The organism is Pseudomonas mandelii (assembly GCF_006438925.1).
Taxonomy (GTDB): Bacteria; Pseudomonadota; Gammaproteobacteria; order Pseudomonadales; family Pseudomonadaceae; genus Aquipseudomonas; species Aquipseudomonas mandelii_C.
Window position 1 is genome coordinate 36,322 of the sequence record NZ_RCZA01000002.1, and the last position, 20,786, is coordinate 57,107.

A 20,786-nucleotide genomic window follows, 5' to 3' on the forward strand; every position below is an offset into this window, starting at 1 on the left:
AAACCGCACGCCGTGATGGCAGTGCGGTTTTTCCATGACAGCAAGCAACGATTACAAGCTATTAAGCCTGGTGGTTAGTAACGTAATCGATTGCGGCTTGTACAGTAGTGATCTTCTCAGCTTCTTCGTCAGGGATTTCGGTCTCGAATTCCTCTTCCAGAGCCATCACCAGCTCAACGGTGTCAAGGGAGTCGGCACCCAGGTCTTCAACGAAGGAAGCCGTGTTGACCACTTCTTCTTCTTTAACGCCCAGTTGCTCAGCAACGATTTTCTTGACGCGCTCTTCGATGGTGCTCATACCTTGTTTTCACTCCTAATGGACAAATTCAGGCAGCTGGCCAGTGGGTAAGTGTATAGAAAGACTTTTCAGTTTTTCAACTGAAAGCTTCACTCCTCAAACCCGACGACCCTCTGCCTATAAATAGATTGCAGCTTTATAACGGATTTTAGACAGCTCGTATGACATTTTTTTGAAGCAATCCGTCACATTTAACTCATGTACATCCCGCCGTTCACCGGGATTGTAGCCCCAGTAACGTAAGCCGCACCGTCGGATGCAAGAAAAGCGACCACAGACGCGATCTCTTGAGCTTGCCCCAGACGGCCCAGCGGAATCTGCGTCTGCAAGGCTTCACGCTGTGCCTCGGGCAGTTCGCGGGTCATATCGGTGTCGATGAACCCAGGGGTCACCGAGTTTACCGTAATCGAACGCGAACCGACTTCACGCGCCAATGAACGGCTGAAACCTTCCAGACCGGCCTTGGCGGCTGCGTAGTTTACTTGGCCTGCGTTGCCCATGGCACCCACAACTGAGCCAATACTGATAATTCGTCCCCAACGGGCTTTGGTCATACCGCGCAAAACGCCCTTGGACAGGCGGAACAGACTGTTCAGGTTGGTATCGACGACGTCATGCCATTCGTCATTTTTCATGCGCATCATCAGATTATCGCGGGTGATACCGGCATTGTTGACCAGGATCGCCGGCGCACCGAACTGCGATGTAATGCTCGCCAGTACTGCCGCAACGGATTCGTCGCTGGTGACATTGAGTTCCAGGCCAGTGCCTTGAATCCCGTTTTCCTTCAGGGTTGCCGCAATGCGCTCGGCACCCGAGGCAGACGTCGCGGTGCCGATAACGATGGCGCCCTGACGACCCAGTTCCAGGGCGATAGCCTGGCCGATACCGCGGCTCGCGCCAGTGACCAGTGCAACTTTACCTTGCAGACTCATGCAGGCTTCTCCTGATTCAGGCCAACGCTGCGCGAGCGGCAGCGAAGGCGTCGGGGGTATTGAGGTTGGATGTCGACACGCCTTCGGCGCAGCGCTTGTTCAGGCCAGCCAGCACTTTACCTGGGCCGCATTCGACCAACTGGGTAGCACCTTTGGCAGCCAACGCTTGAACCGATTCGACCCAGCGTACAGGCTTGTAAAGCTGCTCGAGCAGATCGCGCTTGAGGGTTTCCAGATCGGCCGGCACATGGGCGCTGACGTTCTGAACCACCGGGATCTGCGGCGCCTGCCAGTCGATCGCTGCGATCGACTCGGCGAAACGCTCGGCTGCCGGACGCATCAGCTCGCAATGGGACGGCACGCTGACCGGCAAAGGCATGGCGCGCTTGGCACCACGGGCCTTGCAGCCTTCGATGGCACGCTCGACCGCTGCCTTGGCACCGGCGATGACCACTTGGCCAGGGGAGTTGAAGTTGACCGCACTGACCACCTCGCCTTGCGCCGCTTCGGCACAGGCTGCCAGCACATCAGCATCGTCCAGACCGAGAATGGCAGCCATGCCACCTTGCCCGGCCGGAACGGCTTCCTGCATCAACTGACCACGGCGTTCAACCAGCTTCACCGCGTCGCCCAGACTCAGACTGCCCGCGGCGACCAGAGCGCTGTATTCGCCCAGGCTGTGACCGGCAACATAAGCCGGACGCGCGCCGCCTTCAGCCAGCCACAGACGCCACAAGGCAATCGAGGCGGTCAGGATTGCCGGCTGGGTTTTATCGGTTTGGTTGAGTTGCTCTTCCGGCCCTTGCTGGGTCAGTGCCCACAGGTCGTAACCCAGAGCATCGGAAGCTTCTTTGAATGTTTCGAGGACAACCGGATGTTGTGCGCCCAACTCGGCCAGCATGCCGAGGGACTGCGAACCCTGTCCCGGAAAGACGAATGCGAGGGAAGCAGACATGTAACAAGCCCCTAATGATCTTGTCGTCGGAGAATTGACGCCCCGCTTGGGGGACGCAAGAAACTGACAGTTGGATGGCAAATTGAACTGAGCGGTCACATTTAAGCATTGTCCGACGAAAACGCCTAAAGCAACAAATCCTCCAGGCGACCGTGAATGCGTTCCGGCAGGTTTTCCTGGATCTCGATCAAGGCGCGCTGAATGGCACTCTGGAAACCCTGAACCCCCGCCGAACCATGGCTTTTCACCACAATCCCCTGCAACCCGAGGAAGCTTGCGCCGTTATGCCGCGCAGGGGCCAGATCAGCTTGCAAGCGTTTCATCAGCGGCAATGCCAGAGCACCGACCATTTTCGACGCAAGGTTTTTCTTGAACAAGGCTTCGATGCGCCCGGCAATCATGGTCGCCAGGCCTTCGCTGGATTTGAGCAGGATATTGCCGACAAAACCGTCACAGACCACCACATCCGCCTCGCCACGGTACACACCGTCACCTTCGACAAACCCGATGTAGTTGATACCACGGGCACTTTGCAACAATGTTGCAGCGAGCTTGACCTGCTGATTGCCCTTGATGTCTTCAGTGCCAATGTTCAGCAGCGCCACTCGCGGACGAACGATACCCAGGGTTTCCGCCGCCACCGATCCCATCACGGCGAACTGCAATAGATGCTCGGCGCTGCAATCGACATTGGCGCCCAGGTCGAGCAACTGGCAATAACCCTTCTGCGTCGGAATCGCCGCCACCATCGCCGGCCGATCAATGCCTGGCAAGGTCTTGAGCACAAACCGCGACAACGCCATCAGCGCACCGGTATTGCCGGCACTGACACAAGCCTGCACCTTGCCGTCTCGCAGCAACTCCAGCGCCACGCGCATCGATGAGTCGGGCTTGCCACGCAGGGCTTGGGCAGGTTTTTCGTCCATGGTGATGACTTCGGACGCCGGCGCGATCGACAGACGCGAGCGATCCACAGCCGATTGGCCAGAGAGCAATTCTTCAAGAAGGGAGGGTTGACCGACGAGGGTCAGGTGCAGCGAGGGCGTAGCAGACAGGCAAGCAAGGCTGGCCTGAACAATGCTGCGGGGACCGAAGTCCCCGCCCATTGCGTCAATCGCGATGACTTGAGCAGACAAGTGATTACTCGTCAGCGCCCTTGTCGATCACTTTACGGCCACGGTATACGCCTTCTGGCGAAACGTGGTGACGCAGGTGAATTTCACCGGTGGTTTTTTCTACAGACAGAGTGCTTGCCGTCAGGGCGTCGTGCGAACGACGCATGTCACGGGCAGAGCGGGATTTTTTGTTCTGCTGAACAGCCATAATTGATTAACTCCTAAACGTTTGGGTCACGCTTTAACTGCGCCAATACACTGAACGGGTTGGACCGCGTTACCTCGTCCTCGCTCGGTTCGGGCTCATCGAGACCCGCCGGCTGCTGGCATTCTTCCGGATGATGAGCAGGCACAATGGGCAAGGCGAGCAGAAGCTCCTCCTCGATCAGTGACTGCAGATCCAAAGGATCTTCGCCCAGTTCCAGCACGTCATAACCTTTCGGCAACGACTGGGTATTCGCACCCTCCTTCACCACAGCATAACTGCATTCGCTATGGATCGGCAGGGTGACCAGCTCAAGACAACGCTGGCAAACCATTTTGACTTCGGTGTCGATAAAACTGTGGATTACCACAGACTTACGTTCATCTCGTTCAAAAACGAATTTAGCCTGCACCGTACCGACAGTATCGGAAAGCGGGTCGCAGAGTCTCTCCAAATCGGCCAGCAGCAGTTCACCTTGAAGGGTGGTGCCACGATCAGCCAATTTGCGCGGGTCAACGTGAGGTGGAATCGGGTCATTCAACATAGGCGCAGCATTATAGGGATGCCCCCAGCCATGTCAAAGGAAATTCAGCCCTGTCCGTCACTTGGAAGCCTCGCTAGAATTCGTGCCTGTCTTCTGGAGATGCGCATGCTGCCTTTATTACTCGCTTCTAGCTCGGTTTATCGCCGGGAATTGCTGGCCCGCCTGCAGCTGCCGTTTACCTGCAGCTCACCGGATATTGACGAAAGCCATCGCCCGGACGAGTCCGCCATCGAGCTGGTCAAGCGCCTCGCCGAGGAAAAAGCACGCGCGCTGGCCAGCAGCCACCCCGCTCACCTGATCATCGGCTCCGATCAGGTCGCCGTACTTGGGGATCGGATCATCGGCAAACCGCACACCTTCGAAAAGGCCCGCGAACAATTACTGGCCTCGAGCGGCAACTGCGTGACCTTCCTTACCGGCCTGGCCCTGCTCAACAGCCAGACCGGCGATTGCCAGGTCGACTGTGTGCCGTTCACCGTGAACATGCGCACACTCGACACCGCACGCATCGAACGTTACCTGCGCGCCGAACAGCCCTACGACTGCGCTGGCAGCTTCAAAGCCGAAGGTTTGGGGGTGAGCCTGTTTAAAAGCACCGAAGGCCCTGACGCCACCAGCCTGATCGGCCTGCCATTGATTCGCCTGGTGGACATGCTGCTGGCCGAAGGTGTGCAGATACCTTAAAGATCAAAGATCGCAGCCTCGTTTCACTCGACAGCTCCTACATTGAAATGCGTATCCCTTGTAGGAGCTGTCGAGTGAAACGAGGCTGCGATCTTTTGACTTAAAAAAACCGGCAAAAGCCGGTTTTTTTATGCAGCCAGAAAATCAGCGCAACGAAGGTCCCTGAAAGCCCATCCACATCGCCAGATGCTCAGCCACGCTGGCTCCGAGTTTTTTCGAGAAGCGATCGAAAGGCGATTCCTGAACGGTGAAATCCACCAACTCTTTCTCGCCGATCACGTCACGCGCCACCGAACTGGCATTCCCCAGACCATCGATCAGGCCCAGCGGCAAAGCTTGCTCCCCGTTCCAGACCAACCCGGAAAACAGCTCCGGATGTTCCTTGTCCTTGAGACGGTCGCCACGGCCCTTTTTCACACTATTGATGAACTGCTGGTGTGTCGTATCCAGCACACCCTGCCAGAACTGAGTCTCCTCGGGCTTCTGCGGCTGGAACGGGTCGAGGAACGACTTGTGCTCGCCCGACGTGTAAGTCCGACGCTCGACGCCGAGCTTCTCCATGGTGCCGACAAAGCCGTAACCGGCCGCTGTCACACCAATGGAACCGACCAGACTCGCCTTGTCGGCGTAAATCTGATCCGCCGCACTTGCGATGTAATAAGCACCGGAAGCGCCCAGATCCGAGATCACCGCGTACACCTTGGTATCCGGGTGCAAGCCGCGCAGACGGACAATTTCGTCATACACATAACCCGACTGCACCGGACTGCCGCCCGGACTGTTGATTCGCAGGATGACACCCTTGACCTTCTCGTCCTCGAAGGCTGCACGCAGACTGCCGACGATGTTGTCAGCGCTGGCAGGCTCCTTGTCGGCGATCATGCCGGTCACGTCGATCAGCGCGGTGTAGTTGCCACTGCGGGTGGCCGCTTTTTCCATGTCCATCAGCGGCGTGAACAGGATCAACGCACCAAACAGGTACACAAAGGTCAGCAGCTTGAAGAAAATCCCCCAGCGACGGGACCGGCGCTGCTCCTGCACGCTGGCCAGCAGGGTCTTTTCCAGCAGCTTCCAGCTTTTCTCGTCACCGCTCTCTGCGCTCGCCTTGGCGGGCGCTTTCCATTCGTCGGTCATGACATCTACCCCAGCAAAAACCTATTAAGCCCGCTGACTAAGCCAGGCATGCAATTCTGAAAAACGATCAATGGCCAGTGCCGGCTCGAATAATTTCAACGCCTCGATCGATTGCGCGCCATAGCTGACTGCCACCGAATCCATGCCGGCGTTGCGCGCCATCTGCAAGTCGAAGGACGAATCGCCCACCATCAGCGCCTGCTCCGGGCGAACCCCACAATGAGCAACGATCTGCTCCAGCATCAGCGGATGGGGTTTACTGGCGGTTTCGTCGGCCGCGCGAGTGATATCGAAATAACCTTCCCAACCGTGCGACTTCAGCACCCGATCCAGCCCGCGACGGCCCTTGCCGGTCGCGACCGCCAAGTGATAACCCTCGGCACGAAACGCTTCCATCGACTCGACCACACCCTCGAACAACGGCGAAGGAACAGCCTCCGAGGCGATGTAGTGATCCGCATAATGCTCACGGAATGCGATCAGCTCGGCATCGCTGATTTGCGGATACAACGTACGAATCGCTTCCGGCAAGCCCAGACCGATGATGCCCTTGACGGCACAATCATCGCGCAACTGAAACCCGGAGCGCTCGGATGCGACATGCATCGACTCGACAATCCGACCAATGGAGTCGGCGAGAGTGCCGTCCCAATCGAAAATCAGCAGCTTGTAATCAGATGGGCGCACTCAATCGCTCCACGGTTTTGGCCCACATCTCGTCGACCGGTGCCTGCAACTTCAGCTCACCACCATCCGGAAGCGGCACGGTCAGCATGTAGGCGTGCAGGAACAGACGTTTGCCGCCCAGGTCACGAATCTCTTTGCTGAAGCCTTCATCGCCGTACTTGGTGTCGCCAGCGATGCAATGCCCGGCGTGCAGGGTATGGACGCGGATCTGGTGAGTCCGGCCGGTGATCGGTTTGGCTTCGATCAGGGTGGCAAAGTCGCCAAAACGACGCAGGACCTTGAACACGGTCACGGACTCTTTGCCCTCCTCCTCGTCGACCTCGACCATACGCTCGCCGGAGCGCAGGTTGCTCTTGCCGAGCGACGCCCGGACTTGCTTGATCGAGGCCGCCCAGTTGCCGCGAACCAGCGCCATATAGCGCTTATCGACGCCATCGCCGCGCAAAGCCGTGTGCAAGTGACGCAGCATGCTGCGCTTCTTGGCGATCATCAACAGGCCGGAGGTGTCACGGTCGAGACGGTGAACCAGTTCGAGCTCCTTGCAATCGGGACGCAACTGACGAAAGGCTTCGATCACCCCGTAAGTCAAGCCGCTGCCACCGTGAACCGCGATGCCGCAAGGCTTGTTGATCACGATCAACGCCTTGTCCTCGAACACAATCGAGGCTTCGAGGCGCTGCAGCAGGCCTTGGGCCAGTGGCACAGGCTCGTCGCGCTCAGGCACGCGAACCGGCGGCACGCGCACGATATCGCCCGCCTGCAGCTTGTATTCGGGCTTGATCCGACCTTTGTTCACTCGCACTTCGCCTTTGCGCAAAATGCGGTAAATCAAGGTCTTGGGCACGCCTTTGAGCCGAGCGAGAAGGAAGTTATCAATACGTTGGCCGGCATATTCCGGCGAGACCTCCAGCAGTTGTACGGCTGGGGTCGAAGGGGCAGTAGTCGTCATGGCGCGGATGATAACAATTTTTTATGGAATTGAAGCACTTAATCATTGCTGCTATAGTCGCGAACGCCGCCAAAAGTGGCCTGGACAGCGGACTAACGGTCAAAAACCGGCCCTGACCAACGCAATTCACGAGGACGAGAGGCCGTCCTACGGGGCTTTCGCTACGAAACGGTAGAGTTTGCAGTTGTAACGAGCGCAGGTGACATGAGGCCTGAAGCATGCCGCAAAGCAGAGTTTTCACTCGCCTTGCGAGCAAATATTCACGGCCAGTTCACAAAGTGCAGTCAGCTACGAACAACCCCGAGCGAACGCTTCGGAAACAACGCCTAAATTAGCCATGATGCGTGACCTCCCCCTTTCGGAGCTCACGGTAAATGCCAACCCGCTGCGGATTCTGCGCGCGGCAGCACCCGAATTATCAGGGATACGTGTAGGGTGGAGATGCACAACCGCTGGACTGTGTAGCAATAGGCTTTATCAAGACGCTTCATCTCGTCCACAGCCGCTGGTTGATTCCTCCTCCTGACTGAGTGCTTAAGTAGCCACAGCAAGCAGGACGCGTACGTCGCGACGCCGGCCCAATTGGTCGGGGTTCGCTAGACACTGGAGTGTCCAACCACTCCTGACGCACCTGACACCGACCATGAGAAGTCGTGTGTGCCGAACGCCGTTTCCGGCAGCCCGGAAACCGACGGTACTACATGAAAAGAATGCTGATTAACGCAACTCAACCCGAAGAGTTGCGTGTTGCACTGGTAGATGGCCAACGCCTCTACGACCTGGACATCGAATCCGGTGCACGCGAGCAGAAAAAGGCCAACATCTATAAAGGCCGGATTACTCGCATCGAACCAAGCCTTGAGGCTGCCTTTGTCGATTTCGGCTCTGAGCGCCACGGCTTCCTGCCCCTTAAAGAAATCTCCCGCGAATACTTCAAGAAAGCCCCCGAAGGCCGCGTCAACATCAAGGACGTCCTGAGCGAAGGCCAGGAAGTCATCGTCCAGGTCGAAAAAGAAGAACGTGGCAACAAGGGCGCAGCCCTGACCACCTTCATCAGCCTGGCCGGTCGTTACCTGGTTCTGATGCCGAACAACCCGCGTGCGGGCGGTATCTCCCGTCGCATCGAAGGTGAAGAGCGCAACGAACTGCGTGAAGCCCTGAACGGCCTGGTTGCGCCAGCCGACATGGGTCTGATCGTTCGCACTGCCGGCCTGGGCCGCAGCAGCGAAGAAATGCAGTGGGACCTCGACTACCTGCTGCAACTCTGGACCGCCATCAAAGAAGCCTCGCTGGATCGCTCCGCGCCGTTCCTGATCTACCAGGAAAGCAACGTGATCATCCGCGCCATCCGCGATTACCTGCGCCAGGACATCGGCGAAGTGCTGATCGACAGCGTTGAAGCCCAGGACGAAGCCCTGACCTTCATCCGCCAGGTGATGCCGCAGTACGCCAGCAAGATCAAGCTGTACGAAGACAGCGTTCCGCTGTTCAACCGTTTCCAGATCGAAAGCCAGATCGAGACCGCTTTCCAGCGCGTCGTTGAATTGCCTTCCGGTGGTTCCATCGTTATCGATCCGACCGAAGCCCTGGTGTCCATCGACATCAACTCGGCGCGCGCCACCAAAGGCAGCGACATCGAAGAAACTGCTCTGCAGACCAACCTTGAAGCCGCCGAAGAAATCGCCCGTCAGTTGCGCTTGCGCGACATCGGCGGCCTGATCGTCATCGATTTCATCGACATGACCCCTGCCAAGAACCAGCGCGCCGTGGAAGAGAAAGTCCGCGAATGCCTGGAAGCCGACCGCGCTCGCGTGCAAGTCGGTCGCATCTCGCGCTTCGGCCTGCTGGAAATGTCCCGTCAGCGCCTGCGTCCATCCCTGGGCGAAAGCAGCGGCATCGTTTGCCCGCGTTGCAACGGCACCGGCATCATCCGTGACGTTGAATCGCTGTCGCTGGCGATTCTGCGCCTGATCGAAGAAGAAGCCCTGAAAGACCGCACTGCCGAAGTTCGCGCCCAAGTGCCGATCCCGGTCGCTGCGTTCCTGCTCAACGAAAAACGCAACTCGATCACCAAGATCGAACTGCGCACCCGTGCCCGCATCGTCATTCTGCCGAACGATCACCTCGAAACGCCGCACTTCGAAGTTCAGCGTCTGCGCGATGACAGCCCGGAAGCCGCGGTCGGCCAGTCCAGCTACGAAATCGCTGCTGCCGCTGCCGAAGTCGAAGAAGTACAGCCAGCCGCTGCGACCCGCACCCTGGTTCGCCAGGAAGCCGCGGTCAAGACGGCTCCGGCCCGCGCCAACGCTCCGGTTCCGACCGAAGTCGTCGCTGCCGCACCTGTTGCCGCACCGGCCGCCGCGCCAGAGCCAAGCCTGTTCAAAGGCCTGGTGAAATCGCTGGTCAGCCTGTTCGCGACCAAAGAAGAGCCTGCTGCTCCGGTTGTGGTTGAAAAACCGGCCGCCGAGCGTCCGGCACGCAACGAAGAGCGTCGCAACGGTCGTCAGCAGAGCCGCAACCGTAACGGTCGCCGCGATGAAGAGCGCAAGCCCCGTGAGGAACGTGCACCGCGTGAAGAACGCGCACCACGTGAGCCACGTGAAGCCCGCGAGGAAACTCCAGCAGTAGCAGTCGCCCGCGAAGAACGCGCTCCACGTGAAGAGCGCGCACCACGCGCACCTCGTGAAGAACGTGCTCCGCGCGCTCCTCGCGAAGATCGCAAGCCACGTGGCGATCGTGAAGAACGCCCGGTTCGTGAACTGCGTGAGCCTCTGGATGCCGCTCCGGCCGCCGCCGCTGCTGCTACCGCTGAAGAGCGTCCAGCCCGTCAGCCACGCGAAGAACGTGCTCCACGCCCACCGCGTGAAGAACGTCAGCCACGTGCCGAGCAAGCCGCTGCCGCCGTTGCCGCCGTTGCCGAAGAAGAGCTGGTTACCAACGAAGAGCAACTGCAGGAAGACGGCCAGGACGGCGCCGAAGGCGATCGTCCACGCCGCCGCTCCCGTGGCCAGCGTCGTCGCAGCAACCGTCGCGAGCGTCAACGCGATGCCAACGGTAATGTGATCGAAGGTTCGGAAGAATCCGAGTCCGCCGAAGGTAACGAAGCTGCTGAAACCAACGAAGCGCCAAGCGCTGCCGATCTGGCCGCCGGCCTGGCTGTTACCGCAGCCGTTGCCAGCACTGTGATCAGCGCTCCAGCCGAAGCACAGGCTAACGAGCAAGCCGAACGCGCGACTGCCGCCCCCCTGGAAACTGCTCCAGTGGAAGCGCCAGTGGTTGAAGCAACGACTCCGGTCGAAGCCACCGCCGCCCCGGAAATCGAAGTGGCGCCGGTTCGTGAAGCACAGCCTGTATTTGAAGCTGCCGCTGAGCCAGTAGTTACCGCAGAACCGACTGCCGAAACAGCCACCGAAACAGTAACCGAAGCTGTCCGTGAAGTTCGCGAAGAGCAAACCGCGTTCAACTGGGTTGCCGAGCCAGTCGCCGCCGAAGCGCCAGAAGCCGAGGCCATGGTGTCCGAGCCAGTGGTTGCTGCTGCCGAGCCTGCTCCGGTGGTTGAAGCGCCGGTTGTTGCCGAAGTGGCCGCACCAGAAGTCGAAGCCGCCCCTGTCAGCGCCCTGACGCCAAGTGGCCGTGCGCCGAACGATCCACGTGAAGTACGTCGCCGCAAGCGTGAAGCCGAGCGTCTGCAGAAAGAAGCCGAACTGGCTGCCGCTGCTACTCCGGCTGCTGTCGAACCAGCACCGGTTGTCGCTGAAGTCGTCGAGGCAGCACCTGCCCCGGCTGCTGAAGTCGCTGCTGCCGAACCAGCTGAATCGGTGATCGACGAAGCACCGCGCTCCGTTCAGGACGCGGTAGAGCAACACGAGCAAGCCCTGGAAAAAGAACACGAGCCTAAACCTCTCGTCTGATTCCATCGGCCACTAAAAAGCCCCGCCTGGTGATCCAGGCGGGGCTTTTTTTATGCCACATGACATCACACCGATCCCCTGTGGGAGCGAGCTTGCTCGCGATAGCGGTGGATCAGCTTGCATTAATGTTGAATGCTAAATCGCTATCGCGAGCAAGCTCGCTCCCACATTGGGTTTGCGATTACTTGAAGATCAATTTCTCTGGCACATCCACATCCCACAACACGCCGGGATCGTACACCGCCACCTCGACGACCCTCGCCTGCGCAAACAACGCCTTGGCACCTCGATCACCGGACAACGCCATCAACGCCGGACCAAAGCTGCGCCCAAATCCCACCGGATGCCCAAACTCGCCTTGATGCACCGGAACACTGACGGCGTCATCAGCAATCTCCGCCACCACACGTTCAATACTCGACGCAAGGATGAACGGCATATCCCCCAGCACAATCAGCCAGCCACTGAGCTGCGGACACGCCGCCACCCCGGCCGCGATGCTGTCGCCCATGCCGGTCGATTCGATTAGTACAATCTCGCAGCCATAGGCCTGAGCCATGCGAATCACTTGCGGTCGATCCACAGTGGTCACCAGGACGCGCTTCTCAAGGGAAGCTGGCAAATTCACCAGCACTTGCTCGATCATCGAATGAACAGCACCCTCGCGCCCCGTACAATCCGCCACCAGCTTGTCCCTCTCGGCACCGGCCTCCTGTCGAAACCGACTGCCCTGCCCCGCCGCCAACACGATGACGCCGATAGGTTCGCTCATACGACCTCCTGCAACAGCTTCTTCTGCTTCAGTTCGACGCCGTTCTTGATCGCCACGATTTCGGCCAGCAGCGACAAGGCGATTTCCGCCGGTGTGTGGCTGCCAATGTGCAAACCGATCGGGCCGTGCAGCCGAGAGATAGCCCCTTGTGACAAGCCTAGTTGAGCGAGGTTTTCCCGGCGCTTCAAGCTGTTGACCCGGGAGCCCAGCGCACCGACATAAAACGCTTTAGAGTCCAAAGCCGTGAGCAGCGCCATGTCATCGAGTCTAGGATCGTGGGTCAGTGCGACGATGGCCGTACGTTCGTCGGTCTGGATGCTGAGCACCGCGTCATCGGGCATGCCCGAAACAAATCGCCCGTGCTGCTCTTCCCAGCCGTAAACGAACTCGGTGCGCGGATCGCAGATCAGCACTTCGAAATCCAGCAAACGTGCCATCTCGGCGACATAACGGGACAACTGCCCCGCACCGATCAGCAACAGCCGCCAACGCGGGCCGTAAATGGCCCGCAACGTCTTGCCATCGAACGTCAGCACATCAGTCTTGTCAGCCGGTTGCAGCATGACTTCACCCGTCTCGACACTGAGCGAGCGAGCCACGATTTCGTGTGCCTCGCAGCGCGCCAGCAACTCGGCGACCCACGCCGGGTCACCGACCCGCTCCTCGGTCAGGCGCAAGGTGCCGCCACACGGCAAACCGAAGCGTGCCGCCTCCTCACGGGTGACGCCGTAAGTGATCAATTGCACCGGCGGCCCATCGGCTGGAATACGACCGTCATGCAGCCGGGCAATCAAATCGTCTTCGACACAACCACCGGACACCGAGCCAATCACCACACCATCTTCACGCAAGGCCAGCATGGCGCCAGGTGCCCGCGGCGCGGTGCCCCAGGTCTGGACCACGCTGTACAACACCACCCGCTGACCGGCGCGGCGCCATTCGAGCACGCTGCGCAGGACGTTCAGATCGACACTGTCCATCAGGCTTGCGCCTTCTGCCAACCTTGCAGCTGATAGCGAACCGGCAGGTTGCGGATGCGCTTGCCGGTGGCGGCAAAGATTGCGTTGCACAGTGCTGGCGCAATCGGTGGCACGCCCGGCTCACCGACACCGCCCAATGGCACATCACCCGATGGTGTGACCAGATGAACCGCAACTTCCTTCGGCGCCAGGGACATGCGCGCTACTTCGTACATGTGGAAGTTGTCCTGCTGGACCTTGCCGTCCTTGAAGCTGATTTCCCCCAGCACCGCGTTACCCAGGCCCATGACGCAGGCGCCTTCGAACTGCGAGCGAATCCGCTCGGGGTTGATCTGCGGGCCGCAATCCACGGCGATGTCAGCCTTGTGCACGATCAGCGTGCCGTCGTCTTTGACTTCGACCTCGATCACCGCCGCCACATAAGTCACGAAGCTGTAATGCACCGCCAGCCCCAGACCTCGGCCCTTGGGTAACTCACGGCCCCAACCGGCGGCTTTGGCAGCGGTTTCCAGTACCGTGCGCATCCGCGCGGTGTCGATCGGATAACGCTCGGGGGATTCGCCGTAGTTCCACTCTTCACTCAAGGTGCGCGGATCGATCTGCCGGTCCGGGCCAAGCAATTTGATCTGATACTTGAGCGGATCCTGGCCGGCCTTGTGCGCCAGCTCATCGACAAAGCTCTGAATCGCAAAACCGTGAGGGATGTTCGACACCGAGCGATACCAGCCGACGCGTGTGTGAATCGCCGCTTCCGGGTTTTCCAGGCGCACGTTGGGGATCGCGTAAGCCATGTTGGTGAAACCCATGCCCAGTTCGAAGGCTGCCTCGTGGTTCATGCCCGGCGCAAACAGCGCAGTGATGCTCGGCGCCACGGTCCGGTGCAACCAGCCGGACGGCAGGCCGTCCTTGTTCAGGCTGGCTTTCAGGTACTCGGCCGACACCGTGTGGAAATAGGAGCAGTGTATGTCGTCTTCACGGGTCCATTGCACCCGCACTGCCTTGCCGGGGAACTCCTTGGCGAGGATGGCCGCTTCGATGATGAAGTCCGGTTTGGATTTACGCCCGAAACCGCCGCCCAGCAAGGTGACGTTAAAGGTGACGTTATCGAACGGAATACCGAGGCGCTCGCCAATGCGTTCGCGAGTGACTTGGGGGGCCTGGCTTGGAGCCCAGGCTTCGCACACGCCGTCCTTGAAGCGGGCGATGGCGACCATCGGTTCCATGGGTGCTTGCGTGAGGTGCGGCAGGTAATAGGACGCTTCGAGCGTGCTGTTGGCACTGCCCATGGCTTCGTCGATATTGCCGGTATTGCGCACCACTTTGCCGGGTTTGAGGGAAGCTGCCTCGATTTCCTTGCGGTAGGCGATTGAGTCATAACTGGCGTTAGGACCATCATCCCACTCGATTTTCAACGCCTCGCGGCCCTTGATCGCGGCCCAGGTATTGCTGGCCACCACGGCCACGCCGCCCAAGGGCTGAAACTCCGATGGCAGTGGATGACCTTCGATCTGCACGACCTTGACCACGCCCGGGACTTTCATCGCGGCACTGGAGTCGACGGACTTAACCTTGCCGCCGTAAACCGCAGGGCGTGCAATGGTGGCGTAGAGCATGCCGTCGAAATGGACGTCTGCACCGTAAATGGCGCGGCCATTGACGATGTCGGCACCGTCGATGGCCTTGGTGCCTTCCTTACCGATGTAGCGGAATTCCGACGGCTGCTTGAGTCGCAGGCTGTCACGCGCCGGCACTGCCAACGCACCAGCAGCGGCGGCCAAGGCGCCGTACCCCAGTTCACGACCGGTCGGTTGGTGAATGACTTTATGCAGTTGCGCGTGGCATTCGCTGACCGGCACTTTCCACTGTTCGGCAGCCGCTTGTTCAAGCATGGTCCGCGCGGCAGCACCGCAGCGACGCATCGGCTCGTACCAGTGGCGCATGCTGCGCGAACCATCGGTGTCCTGGTTGCCAAAGCGCACTTCGTCGCCCGGCGCCTGTTGCACCTTCATCATCGCCCAGTCGGCTTCCAGCTCATCGGCCACCACCATCGTCAGGCTGGTGCGCACACCCTGGCCCATTTCCGAACGGTTGCAGACCACGGTCACCGTGCCGTCAGTAGCGATGCTGAGGTATACCTTGGGATCGTCGATCCAGCCGTTGGGCATGCCGTCGGCGCCGAATTTCTTCTCTTTCTCGGCAGCGAAAGCGTCTTGCCAGCCCCAGCTCGCCACCAGTACCAGCGCACTGGTGGCGCCAACGCCTTTGAGGAAACCGCGACGACTGAGGTTGCTCAGCGCGAAATCATTCGGTAACTGGCTCATGCCTTGGCCTCCTTCAGGTGAGTGGATGCCTGGCGGATGGCGGTCTTGATACGGTTGTAAGTGCCGCAGCGGCAAATATTACCGACCATCGCCTCTTCGATCTGTTCGTCGCTGGGGTTCGGGTTGGTCTTGAGCAGCGCCGTGGCGGACATGATCTGCCCGCCCTGACAGAAACCGCACTGGGCCACGGCGGTGTCGAGCCAGGCTTGCTGGACAACTTGCCCGACCGGGTCGGCGTGCAGGTTATCGATGGTGGTGACGTTCTGGCCGACCACCGAACCGATCGGCGTGATGCAACTGCGCGCCGGGGCGCCTTCGATATGGATGGTGCAGGCACCGCACAGGCCCATGCCGCAGCCGAATTTGGTGCCGTTGTAACCGGCCACGTCGCGGATCGCCCAGAGCAGCGGCATATCCTCGGTGACATCGAGTTGATGGTCTTGACCATTGAGCTTCAGGGTAATCATGGGCACGCCCGCATATTATTGGTTATGGGGTCGAGCAATCTGCCGCCTGGGGTTGGCGGTTGGCATCACGCAGATCGGCTCAGGCTAATGAGGCTCTCTTATGCGGACGGTAGCGTCTGCATCGGGCCTTTGATGGAGCAAACGTTTGCATCGTTAGGTGGCTAAGTTAACCCAGCATTAACAAAAAAGCCCTGCACCGTTAAACGTGTGCAAGGCTTTGAGATCAGTCTTGAAAGCGTAGCCTCAATACCGATTGGGCTCCATTTCCAGGTCGACATGAAAACGTTCTGAAATGTCTTTCTGGATGCGTTGCGCCAGGTTCAGCAATTGCAGACCTGTCGCGTTGCCGTAGTTGACCAGCACCAACGCCTGCAATTTATGCACGCCGGCATCGGCGTCACGGAAACCTTTCCAGCCGGCCCGCTCGATCAGCCACCCCGCCGCCAGTTTCATCTGCCCGTCAGGTTGCGCGTAAGCCACCAGATCCGGGTATTCAGCTTTGAGTTGCGCGACAAGCGCCGCTGGCACCAAAGGATTCTTGAAGAAGCTGCCGGCATTGCCGAGCACTGCCGGGTCCGGGAGCTTCTCATTGCGGATGCTGCAAATCGCCTGGCTGACATCGGTGGCGGTCGGGTGATCGATACCTTGCTCGGTCAGGCGCTGACGCACCGGGCCGTACTCCAGATGCAGGTACGCGGCGCGGTCCAGGATGAAACGAACCCGCAGGATCAACCAACGCCCCGGTTCCTGTTTGAACAGGCTGTCGCGGTAGGCGAAGTTGCATTCTTCCAGGGTAAAGTCCCGCAAGTCGCCGGTCTGGCGATCCAGCGCGGTCAGGCCCGCGAACACGTCCTTGATCTCCACGCCATAAGCACCGATGTTCTGCATCGGTGCCGCACCGACGGTGCCGGGAATCAGGCTGAGGTTCTCCAGCCCCGACAAGCCCTGCGCCAAGGTGTGCTGCACGAACGGATGCCAAGGCTCGCCGGCCTCGGCTTCGATCACGACCTTGCTGCCGTCATCGCTCAGGATGCGAATCCCGCGGGTGGCCATGCGCAGCACCAGCGACTGGATATCGGCCGTCAGCAGCAGGTTGCTGCCACCGCCAATCACCAACAGCGGCACGTCATGTTCCAGCGCATAAGCCAGGGCTTCACGCACGTCGGCATCGCTGTGGGCTTCGGCAAACAGCCGGGCCTGAACGTCGACACCAAAGCTGTTGAACGGCTTGAGCGAAACCTGGGCGTGCACCTGCAAACTCATAACCGTCCCTTCAATTCGATCACCAGCAAATCACTGGCGCGCTCGATCAGGTCCAGCACCTGCTCAAAGCCTTGGTCGCCGTCGTAGTACGGATCCGGCACTTCATCGATTTCCGACTGGTAGCGACGCAGGAACAGATCCAACTCGGCTTTGCCCTTGGCCGGTTGCAAGGCCTTGAGGTTGCGCAGGTTGCTGTGGTCCATCGCCAGAATCAGGTCGTAGGTGGCGAAATCGGCGCGGGACACTTGCTGGGCGCGCTGAGCAGACAAGTCATAACCGCGCAGCTTGGCCGCCGCCTGACTGCGCTTGTCCGGGGCCTTGCCGACGTGCCAGTCACCGGTACCAGCGGAGGCGACTTCGATTTGATTGGCCAGCCCCGCTTCGCGCAGTTTATGCCGCAGCACGCCTTCGGCCGTAGGTGAACGGCAGATGTTGCCCAGGCAGACAAACAAAACCCGCATCAGGCCTCCAGCAGGCGACGAACGCGCTCAAGGTCTTCGACGGTGTCGACGCCGGTCGGCGGTGCGATCAGCGCGTCCGCGACGTGAATCCGTACGCCGTGCCACAGGGCACGCAGCTGTTCGAGGGATTCGGTATTTTCCAGCCAGCACGGGCCCCAGCTGACGAAGTCATGCAGGAAACCGGCGCGGTAGGCATAGATGCCGATGTGGCGGCGATAGGGTACGCCTTCCGGCAATTGCTCGCGGCTTTTGGCGAACGCGTCGCGGGCCCACGGCAACGTGGCACGACTGAAGGTCAGCGCCAGACCATTAAGGTCGCTGACAACCTTGACCACGTTGGGATTGAACAGGGTTTCCACGTCTTCGATCGGCTCGGCCAGCGTGGCCATGCGCGCTTCGGTGTGGGCGGCCAGGTTGGCGGCAACCTGATCGATCACACTCGGCGGGATCAGCGGCTCGTCACCCTGAACGTTGACCACAATGGCGTCGGGCGCCAGGCCCAGTTTCGCGGCGACTTCGGCCAAACGGTCGGTGCCGGAGTTGTGATCTTCGCGGGTCAGCACCACTTCAGCGCCAAACCCGTTACAGGCCTCGACGATGCGCGCATCGTCAGTGGCAACCACCACGCGCTGGGCGCTGCTTTTGCTCGCCTGTTCCCAGACGTGCTGGATCATCGGCTTGCCGGCGATCAGCAGCAACGGTTTGCCCGGCAAGCGGGTGGAGGCGTAGCGCGATGGAATGACAACGGTAAAGGCTGTGGTCATTTATCCAGACGCTCGTCGGTGGTCAGGGTGCGGGCTTCGGTTTCGAGCATCACCGGGATGCCGTCGCGAATCGGGTAAGCGAGACCTGCGCCCTTGCTGATCAGCTCGGTTTTGTCGGCGCTGAGCTTGAGCGGGCCTTTGCAGACCGGGCAAGCAAGGATATCGAGCAATTTGGTGTCCATGAGCATTCCCTGGATAAATGGATTTAAGGCAAAAGACGAGCCGGCAACAGGCGCATCAACTGCGTATCGAACCAGGCCACGAAGGCCGGTGATGGCGCAGCATCGACCGCCAGGTACCACCAATCGGCGGCGGCGAAGGCACGGCACTTCACCGCGTCCTTTTCGGTCATCACCAACGGCAATGACGGTGTGAAATTCAAGGCCTGCACGCTGTATTCGGCGTGGTCGGCAAACGCATGCGGGACTGGCTGCCAGTGTAGCGTTTCGAGGGTTGTGAAGAAACGCTGCGGATTGCCGATCCCGGCCACGGCGTGCAGCGCCTGGCCAGCGGGAAAGTGGTCGAGGGGACGCCGCTCGCCGCTGTGCAGATTGACCAGTTCAGTGGGTTGAAGCTGGAAGGCAAAACCGCCGTCGCGATCGGCATCGGCACCGTTGTACAGCACCGCGTCGACGCTTTGCAGGCGCTCGGCCGGCTCACGCAACGGCCCGGCGGGCAGGCAGCGCTGGTTGCCCAAACCTCGGGCGGCATCGATCAGCACCAGTTCAAGGTCCCGGGCCAGACGGTAATGCTGCATGCCGTCGTCGGACAGGATCAGGTCCAGCGGCTCACTCGCCAGCAGCGCTTTGACGGCACGGCTGCGGTCGGGGTCGATCATCAACGGAACGCCGGTGCGCTGGACGATCAACAGCGGTTCGTCGCCTGCGGTATCGGCGCTTTGATCCGCCTCAACCCGCCACGGCAATTGCGGCGGCTTGGCGCCATAACCCCGACTGACCACGCCGACCCGCAAACCGCTGCGCTGGCAGTGCTGGATCATCCACAGAATCAGCGGGGTCTTGCCGGTGCCGCCGACGGTGATATTACCCACTACGATCAACGGCACCGGCGGTTGATAGATCTCGCCCTCTCCCGCCAGAAAACGCTTGCGCTTGTTATTGACCACGCGCCGATACAACCACTCCAGCGGCTGCAACAGCTTCAGGGCCGGATGACCTTGGTACCACGCGGCGAGCAAGCGATCGGACATGGCCATCAGGGCGCGGGCGGCGCCGCCTCGACAGTGGTCATGCGCAGGTGGCTGAAACCGAGTTTACCGGCGGCGTCCATGGCGGTAATGACGGACTGATGCTGAGTCTTGCCGTCGGCGCTGATGGACAGCGGCAGGTTGGTGTCGCCACTGGATTCTTTCTGCAACGCATCCATCAGCGTCGCCAGGTCGTTTTTGGGCAATACCTGATTATTCACCGAGAATGCGCCTTCAGCATTGATGGCAACGTCCAGGTGTTTGACCTGCTGGTCTTCGGCAGGCGAGCCGCTGACCGCTTCCGGCAGATCAACGCGCAACTGGGTTTCACGGGTAAAGGTGGTGGTGACCACGAAAAACAGCAGCAGGATAAACACCACGTCAATCAGCGACGCGAGGTTGATGTCTACCGTTTCCCGCGGTTTGCGGCGGAATTTCACGCTTTGCCCCCATTCAGGTCGACATCACGGTCACCCTGTACCACCTCGACCAGTTTGATCGCTTCCTGCTCCATGCCCACGACCAACTCATCGATCCGGCGTTGCAGGAACCGGTGGAAGAATACGGCCGGGATACCGACCATCAGGCCCGCAGCTGTGGTGATCAAGGCCTTGGAAATACCACCGGCCAGCACCGCAGCATTGGTGCCCATGCCCGTGCCCATGAACGCGCTGAAAATGTCGATCATGCCCAGCACCGTACCCAACAGACCCAGCAACGGGGCCATGGCGGCGATGGTGCCCAACGCGTTGATGTAGCGTTCGAGCTCGTGGATGACCCGCGCGGCAGCCTCTTCGATGCACTCTTTCATGATCTCGCGACCATGCTTGGAGTTCGCCAGGCCAGCCGCCAGGATTTCGCCCAACGGCGAGTTGGCGCGCAGTTCCTTGAGTTTTTCTTTATTGAGTTGTTTGTCCTTGATCCAGACCCAGACTTGCCCGAGCAAATGCTCCGGGGTCACACGGCTGGCTCGCAGGGTCCAGAGACGCTCGGCGACAATCGCCATTGCCGCGATGGAACTCAAAATGATCGGCAGCATCATCCAGCCGCCGGATTTGACTAATTCCCACACAGTGTCAGTCCCCTCGAAAAAGTGCGCCACTCTAACATAGGGGGTCGGCGCACCGAAAACCG

General features: G+C 60.0%; 22 protein-coding genes. 2 read left to right on the forward strand and 20 right to left on the reverse strand.

Features of this window, described 5'->3' with window-relative positions:
* Positions 1-61: 61 nt before the first annotated feature.
* The 6 genes from acpP to EAH74_RS04035 form a co-directional block, all read right to left on the reverse strand.
* Positions 62-298, reverse strand: a complete 237-nt coding sequence (gene acpP, locus EAH74_RS04010; protein ID WP_003442511.1) for an acyl carrier protein — start codon at positions 296-298, stop codon at positions 62-64.
* A gap of 191 nt (positions 299-489) precedes the next feature.
* Positions 490-1,233 carry a 3-oxoacyl-ACP reductase FabG gene (gene fabG, locus EAH74_RS04015; protein WP_123364796.1) on the reverse strand — a complete coding sequence of 248 codons (744 nt, stop codon included), beginning with the start codon at positions 1,231-1,233 and terminating at the stop codon, positions 490-492.
* A gap of 16 nt (positions 1,234-1,249) precedes the next feature.
* Positions 1,250-2,188: an ACP S-malonyltransferase gene (gene fabD, locus EAH74_RS04020; protein ID WP_123364795.1), complete on the reverse strand. Its 939-nt coding sequence runs from the start codon at positions 2,186-2,188 to the stop codon at positions 1,250-1,252.
* Between the two features lie 125 nt (positions 2,189-2,313).
* A complete protein-coding gene (plsX, locus tag EAH74_RS04025) occupies positions 2,314-3,324 on the reverse strand; it encodes a phosphate acyltransferase PlsX (RefSeq protein ID WP_140676249.1) in 1,011 nt (336 codons plus the stop codon).
* Between the two features lie 4 nt (positions 3,325-3,328).
* Positions 3,329-3,511, reverse strand: coding sequence for a 50S ribosomal protein L32 (gene rpmF, locus EAH74_RS04030; protein ID WP_008152339.1), 183 nt, complete (start codon positions 3,509-3,511; stop codon positions 3,329-3,331).
* 13 nt (positions 3,512-3,524) lie between these two features.
* Positions 3,525-4,052, reverse strand: coding sequence for a YceD family protein (locus EAH74_RS04035; protein ID WP_004371317.1), 528 nt, complete (start codon positions 4,050-4,052; stop codon positions 3,525-3,527).
* Positions 4,053-4,157: 105 nt separating this feature from the next.
* Here EAH74_RS04035 and EAH74_RS04040 point away from each other — a divergent pair, with 105 nt between their 5' ends.
* On the forward strand, positions 4,158-4,736 hold the full coding sequence (locus EAH74_RS04040) for a Maf family protein (protein ID WP_140676252.1): 579 nt from the start codon (positions 4,158-4,160) through the stop codon (positions 4,734-4,736).
* Positions 4,737-4,880: 144 nt separating this feature from the next.
* On the opposite strand, the gene EAH74_RS04045 is transcribed toward EAH74_RS04040, so the two are convergent.
* From EAH74_RS04045 to rluC, 3 genes are read right to left on the reverse strand one after another with little or no spacing between them, the layout of a single operon-like run.
* The gene (locus EAH74_RS04045; RefSeq protein ID WP_140676255.1) at positions 4,881-5,870 is read right to left on the reverse strand and encodes a S49 family peptidase; all 990 of its coding nucleotides are present in this window, start codon (positions 5,868-5,870) and stop codon (positions 4,881-4,883) included.
* A gap of 24 nt (positions 5,871-5,894) precedes the next feature.
* Positions 5,895-6,557, reverse strand: coding sequence for an HAD-IA family hydrolase (locus EAH74_RS04050; protein ID WP_140676258.1), 663 nt, complete (start codon positions 6,555-6,557; stop codon positions 5,895-5,897).
* Positions 6,544-7,506, reverse strand: coding sequence for a 23S rRNA pseudouridine(955/2504/2580) synthase RluC (rluC, locus tag EAH74_RS04055; RefSeq protein WP_046049069.1), 963 nt, complete (start codon positions 7,504-7,506; stop codon positions 6,544-6,546). The genes EAH74_RS04050 and rluC overlap by 14 nt, the downstream gene beginning before the upstream one ends.
* A gap of 701 nt (positions 7,507-8,207) precedes the next feature.
* Between rluC and rne the strand changes: the two genes are divergently transcribed.
* The gene (rne, locus tag EAH74_RS04060) at positions 8,208-11,417 is read left to right on the forward strand and encodes a ribonuclease E (protein WP_140676261.1); all 3,210 of its coding nucleotides are present in this window, start codon (positions 8,208-8,210) and stop codon (positions 11,415-11,417) included.
* 181 nt (positions 11,418-11,598) lie between these two features.
* Here the strand turns inward: rne and EAH74_RS04065 are convergent, their stop codons facing one another.
* The 11 genes from EAH74_RS04065 to EAH74_RS04115 all read right to left on the reverse strand — a co-directional run bounded on the left by EAH74_RS04065 (position 11,599) and on the right by EAH74_RS04115 (position 20,724).
* On the reverse strand, positions 11,599-12,189 hold the full coding sequence (locus EAH74_RS04065) for a nucleotidyltransferase family protein (RefSeq protein ID WP_140676264.1): 591 nt from the start codon (positions 12,187-12,189) through the stop codon (positions 11,599-11,601).
* Positions 12,186-13,169 carry an XdhC family protein gene (locus EAH74_RS04070; RefSeq protein WP_140676267.1) on the reverse strand — a complete coding sequence of 328 codons (984 nt, stop codon included), beginning with the start codon at positions 13,167-13,169 and terminating at the stop codon, positions 12,186-12,188. Before EAH74_RS04070 ends, EAH74_RS04065 begins: the two co-directional genes overlap by 4 nt.
* Positions 13,169-15,490, reverse strand: a complete 2,322-nt coding sequence (locus tag EAH74_RS04075) for a xanthine dehydrogenase family protein molybdopterin-binding subunit (RefSeq protein ID WP_140676270.1) — start codon at positions 15,488-15,490, stop codon at positions 13,169-13,171. The genes EAH74_RS04070 and EAH74_RS04075 overlap by 1 nt, the downstream gene beginning before the upstream one ends.
* Positions 15,487-15,957 (reverse strand): (2Fe-2S)-binding protein, encoded by a 471-nt coding sequence (locus tag EAH74_RS04080; protein WP_008152370.1) that lies wholly within the window; start codon positions 15,955-15,957, stop codon positions 15,487-15,489. The genes EAH74_RS04075 and EAH74_RS04080 overlap by 4 nt, the downstream gene beginning before the upstream one ends.
* A gap of 243 nt (positions 15,958-16,200) precedes the next feature.
* Entirely contained in the window at positions 16,201-17,220 is a 1,020-nt protein-coding gene (gene murB / locus EAH74_RS04085) for a UDP-N-acetylmuramate dehydrogenase (RefSeq protein ID WP_140676273.1), read from the reverse strand.
* Positions 17,217-17,681, reverse strand: coding sequence for a low molecular weight protein-tyrosine-phosphatase (locus EAH74_RS04090; protein WP_140676276.1), 465 nt, complete (start codon positions 17,679-17,681; stop codon positions 17,217-17,219). Before EAH74_RS04090 ends, murB begins: the two co-directional genes overlap by 4 nt.
* Entirely contained in the window at positions 17,681-18,445 is a 765-nt protein-coding gene (gene kdsB / locus EAH74_RS04095) for a 3-deoxy-manno-octulosonate cytidylyltransferase (protein WP_046049062.1), read from the reverse strand. The genes EAH74_RS04090 and kdsB overlap by 1 nt, the downstream gene beginning before the upstream one ends.
* Entirely contained in the window at positions 18,442-18,627 is a 186-nt protein-coding gene (locus tag EAH74_RS04100) for a Trm112 family protein (protein WP_007945752.1), read from the reverse strand. The genes kdsB and EAH74_RS04100 overlap by 4 nt, the downstream gene beginning before the upstream one ends.
* Before the next feature lie 23 nt (positions 18,628-18,650).
* Positions 18,651-19,661 (reverse strand): tetraacyldisaccharide 4'-kinase, encoded by a 1,011-nt coding sequence (lpxK, locus tag EAH74_RS04105; RefSeq protein ID WP_140676278.1) that lies wholly within the window; start codon positions 19,659-19,661, stop codon positions 18,651-18,653.
* Positions 19,661-20,092, reverse strand: a complete 432-nt coding sequence (locus EAH74_RS04110; protein WP_140676281.1) for an ExbD/TolR family protein — start codon at positions 20,090-20,092, stop codon at positions 19,661-19,663. The genes lpxK and EAH74_RS04110 overlap by 1 nt, the downstream gene beginning before the upstream one ends.
* Positions 20,089-20,724 carry a MotA/TolQ/ExbB proton channel family protein gene (locus tag EAH74_RS04115; RefSeq protein WP_046054381.1) on the reverse strand — a complete coding sequence of 212 codons (636 nt, stop codon included), beginning with the start codon at positions 20,722-20,724 and terminating at the stop codon, positions 20,089-20,091. The genes EAH74_RS04110 and EAH74_RS04115 overlap by 4 nt, the downstream gene beginning before the upstream one ends.
* Positions 20,725-20,786 lie beyond the last annotated feature (62 nt).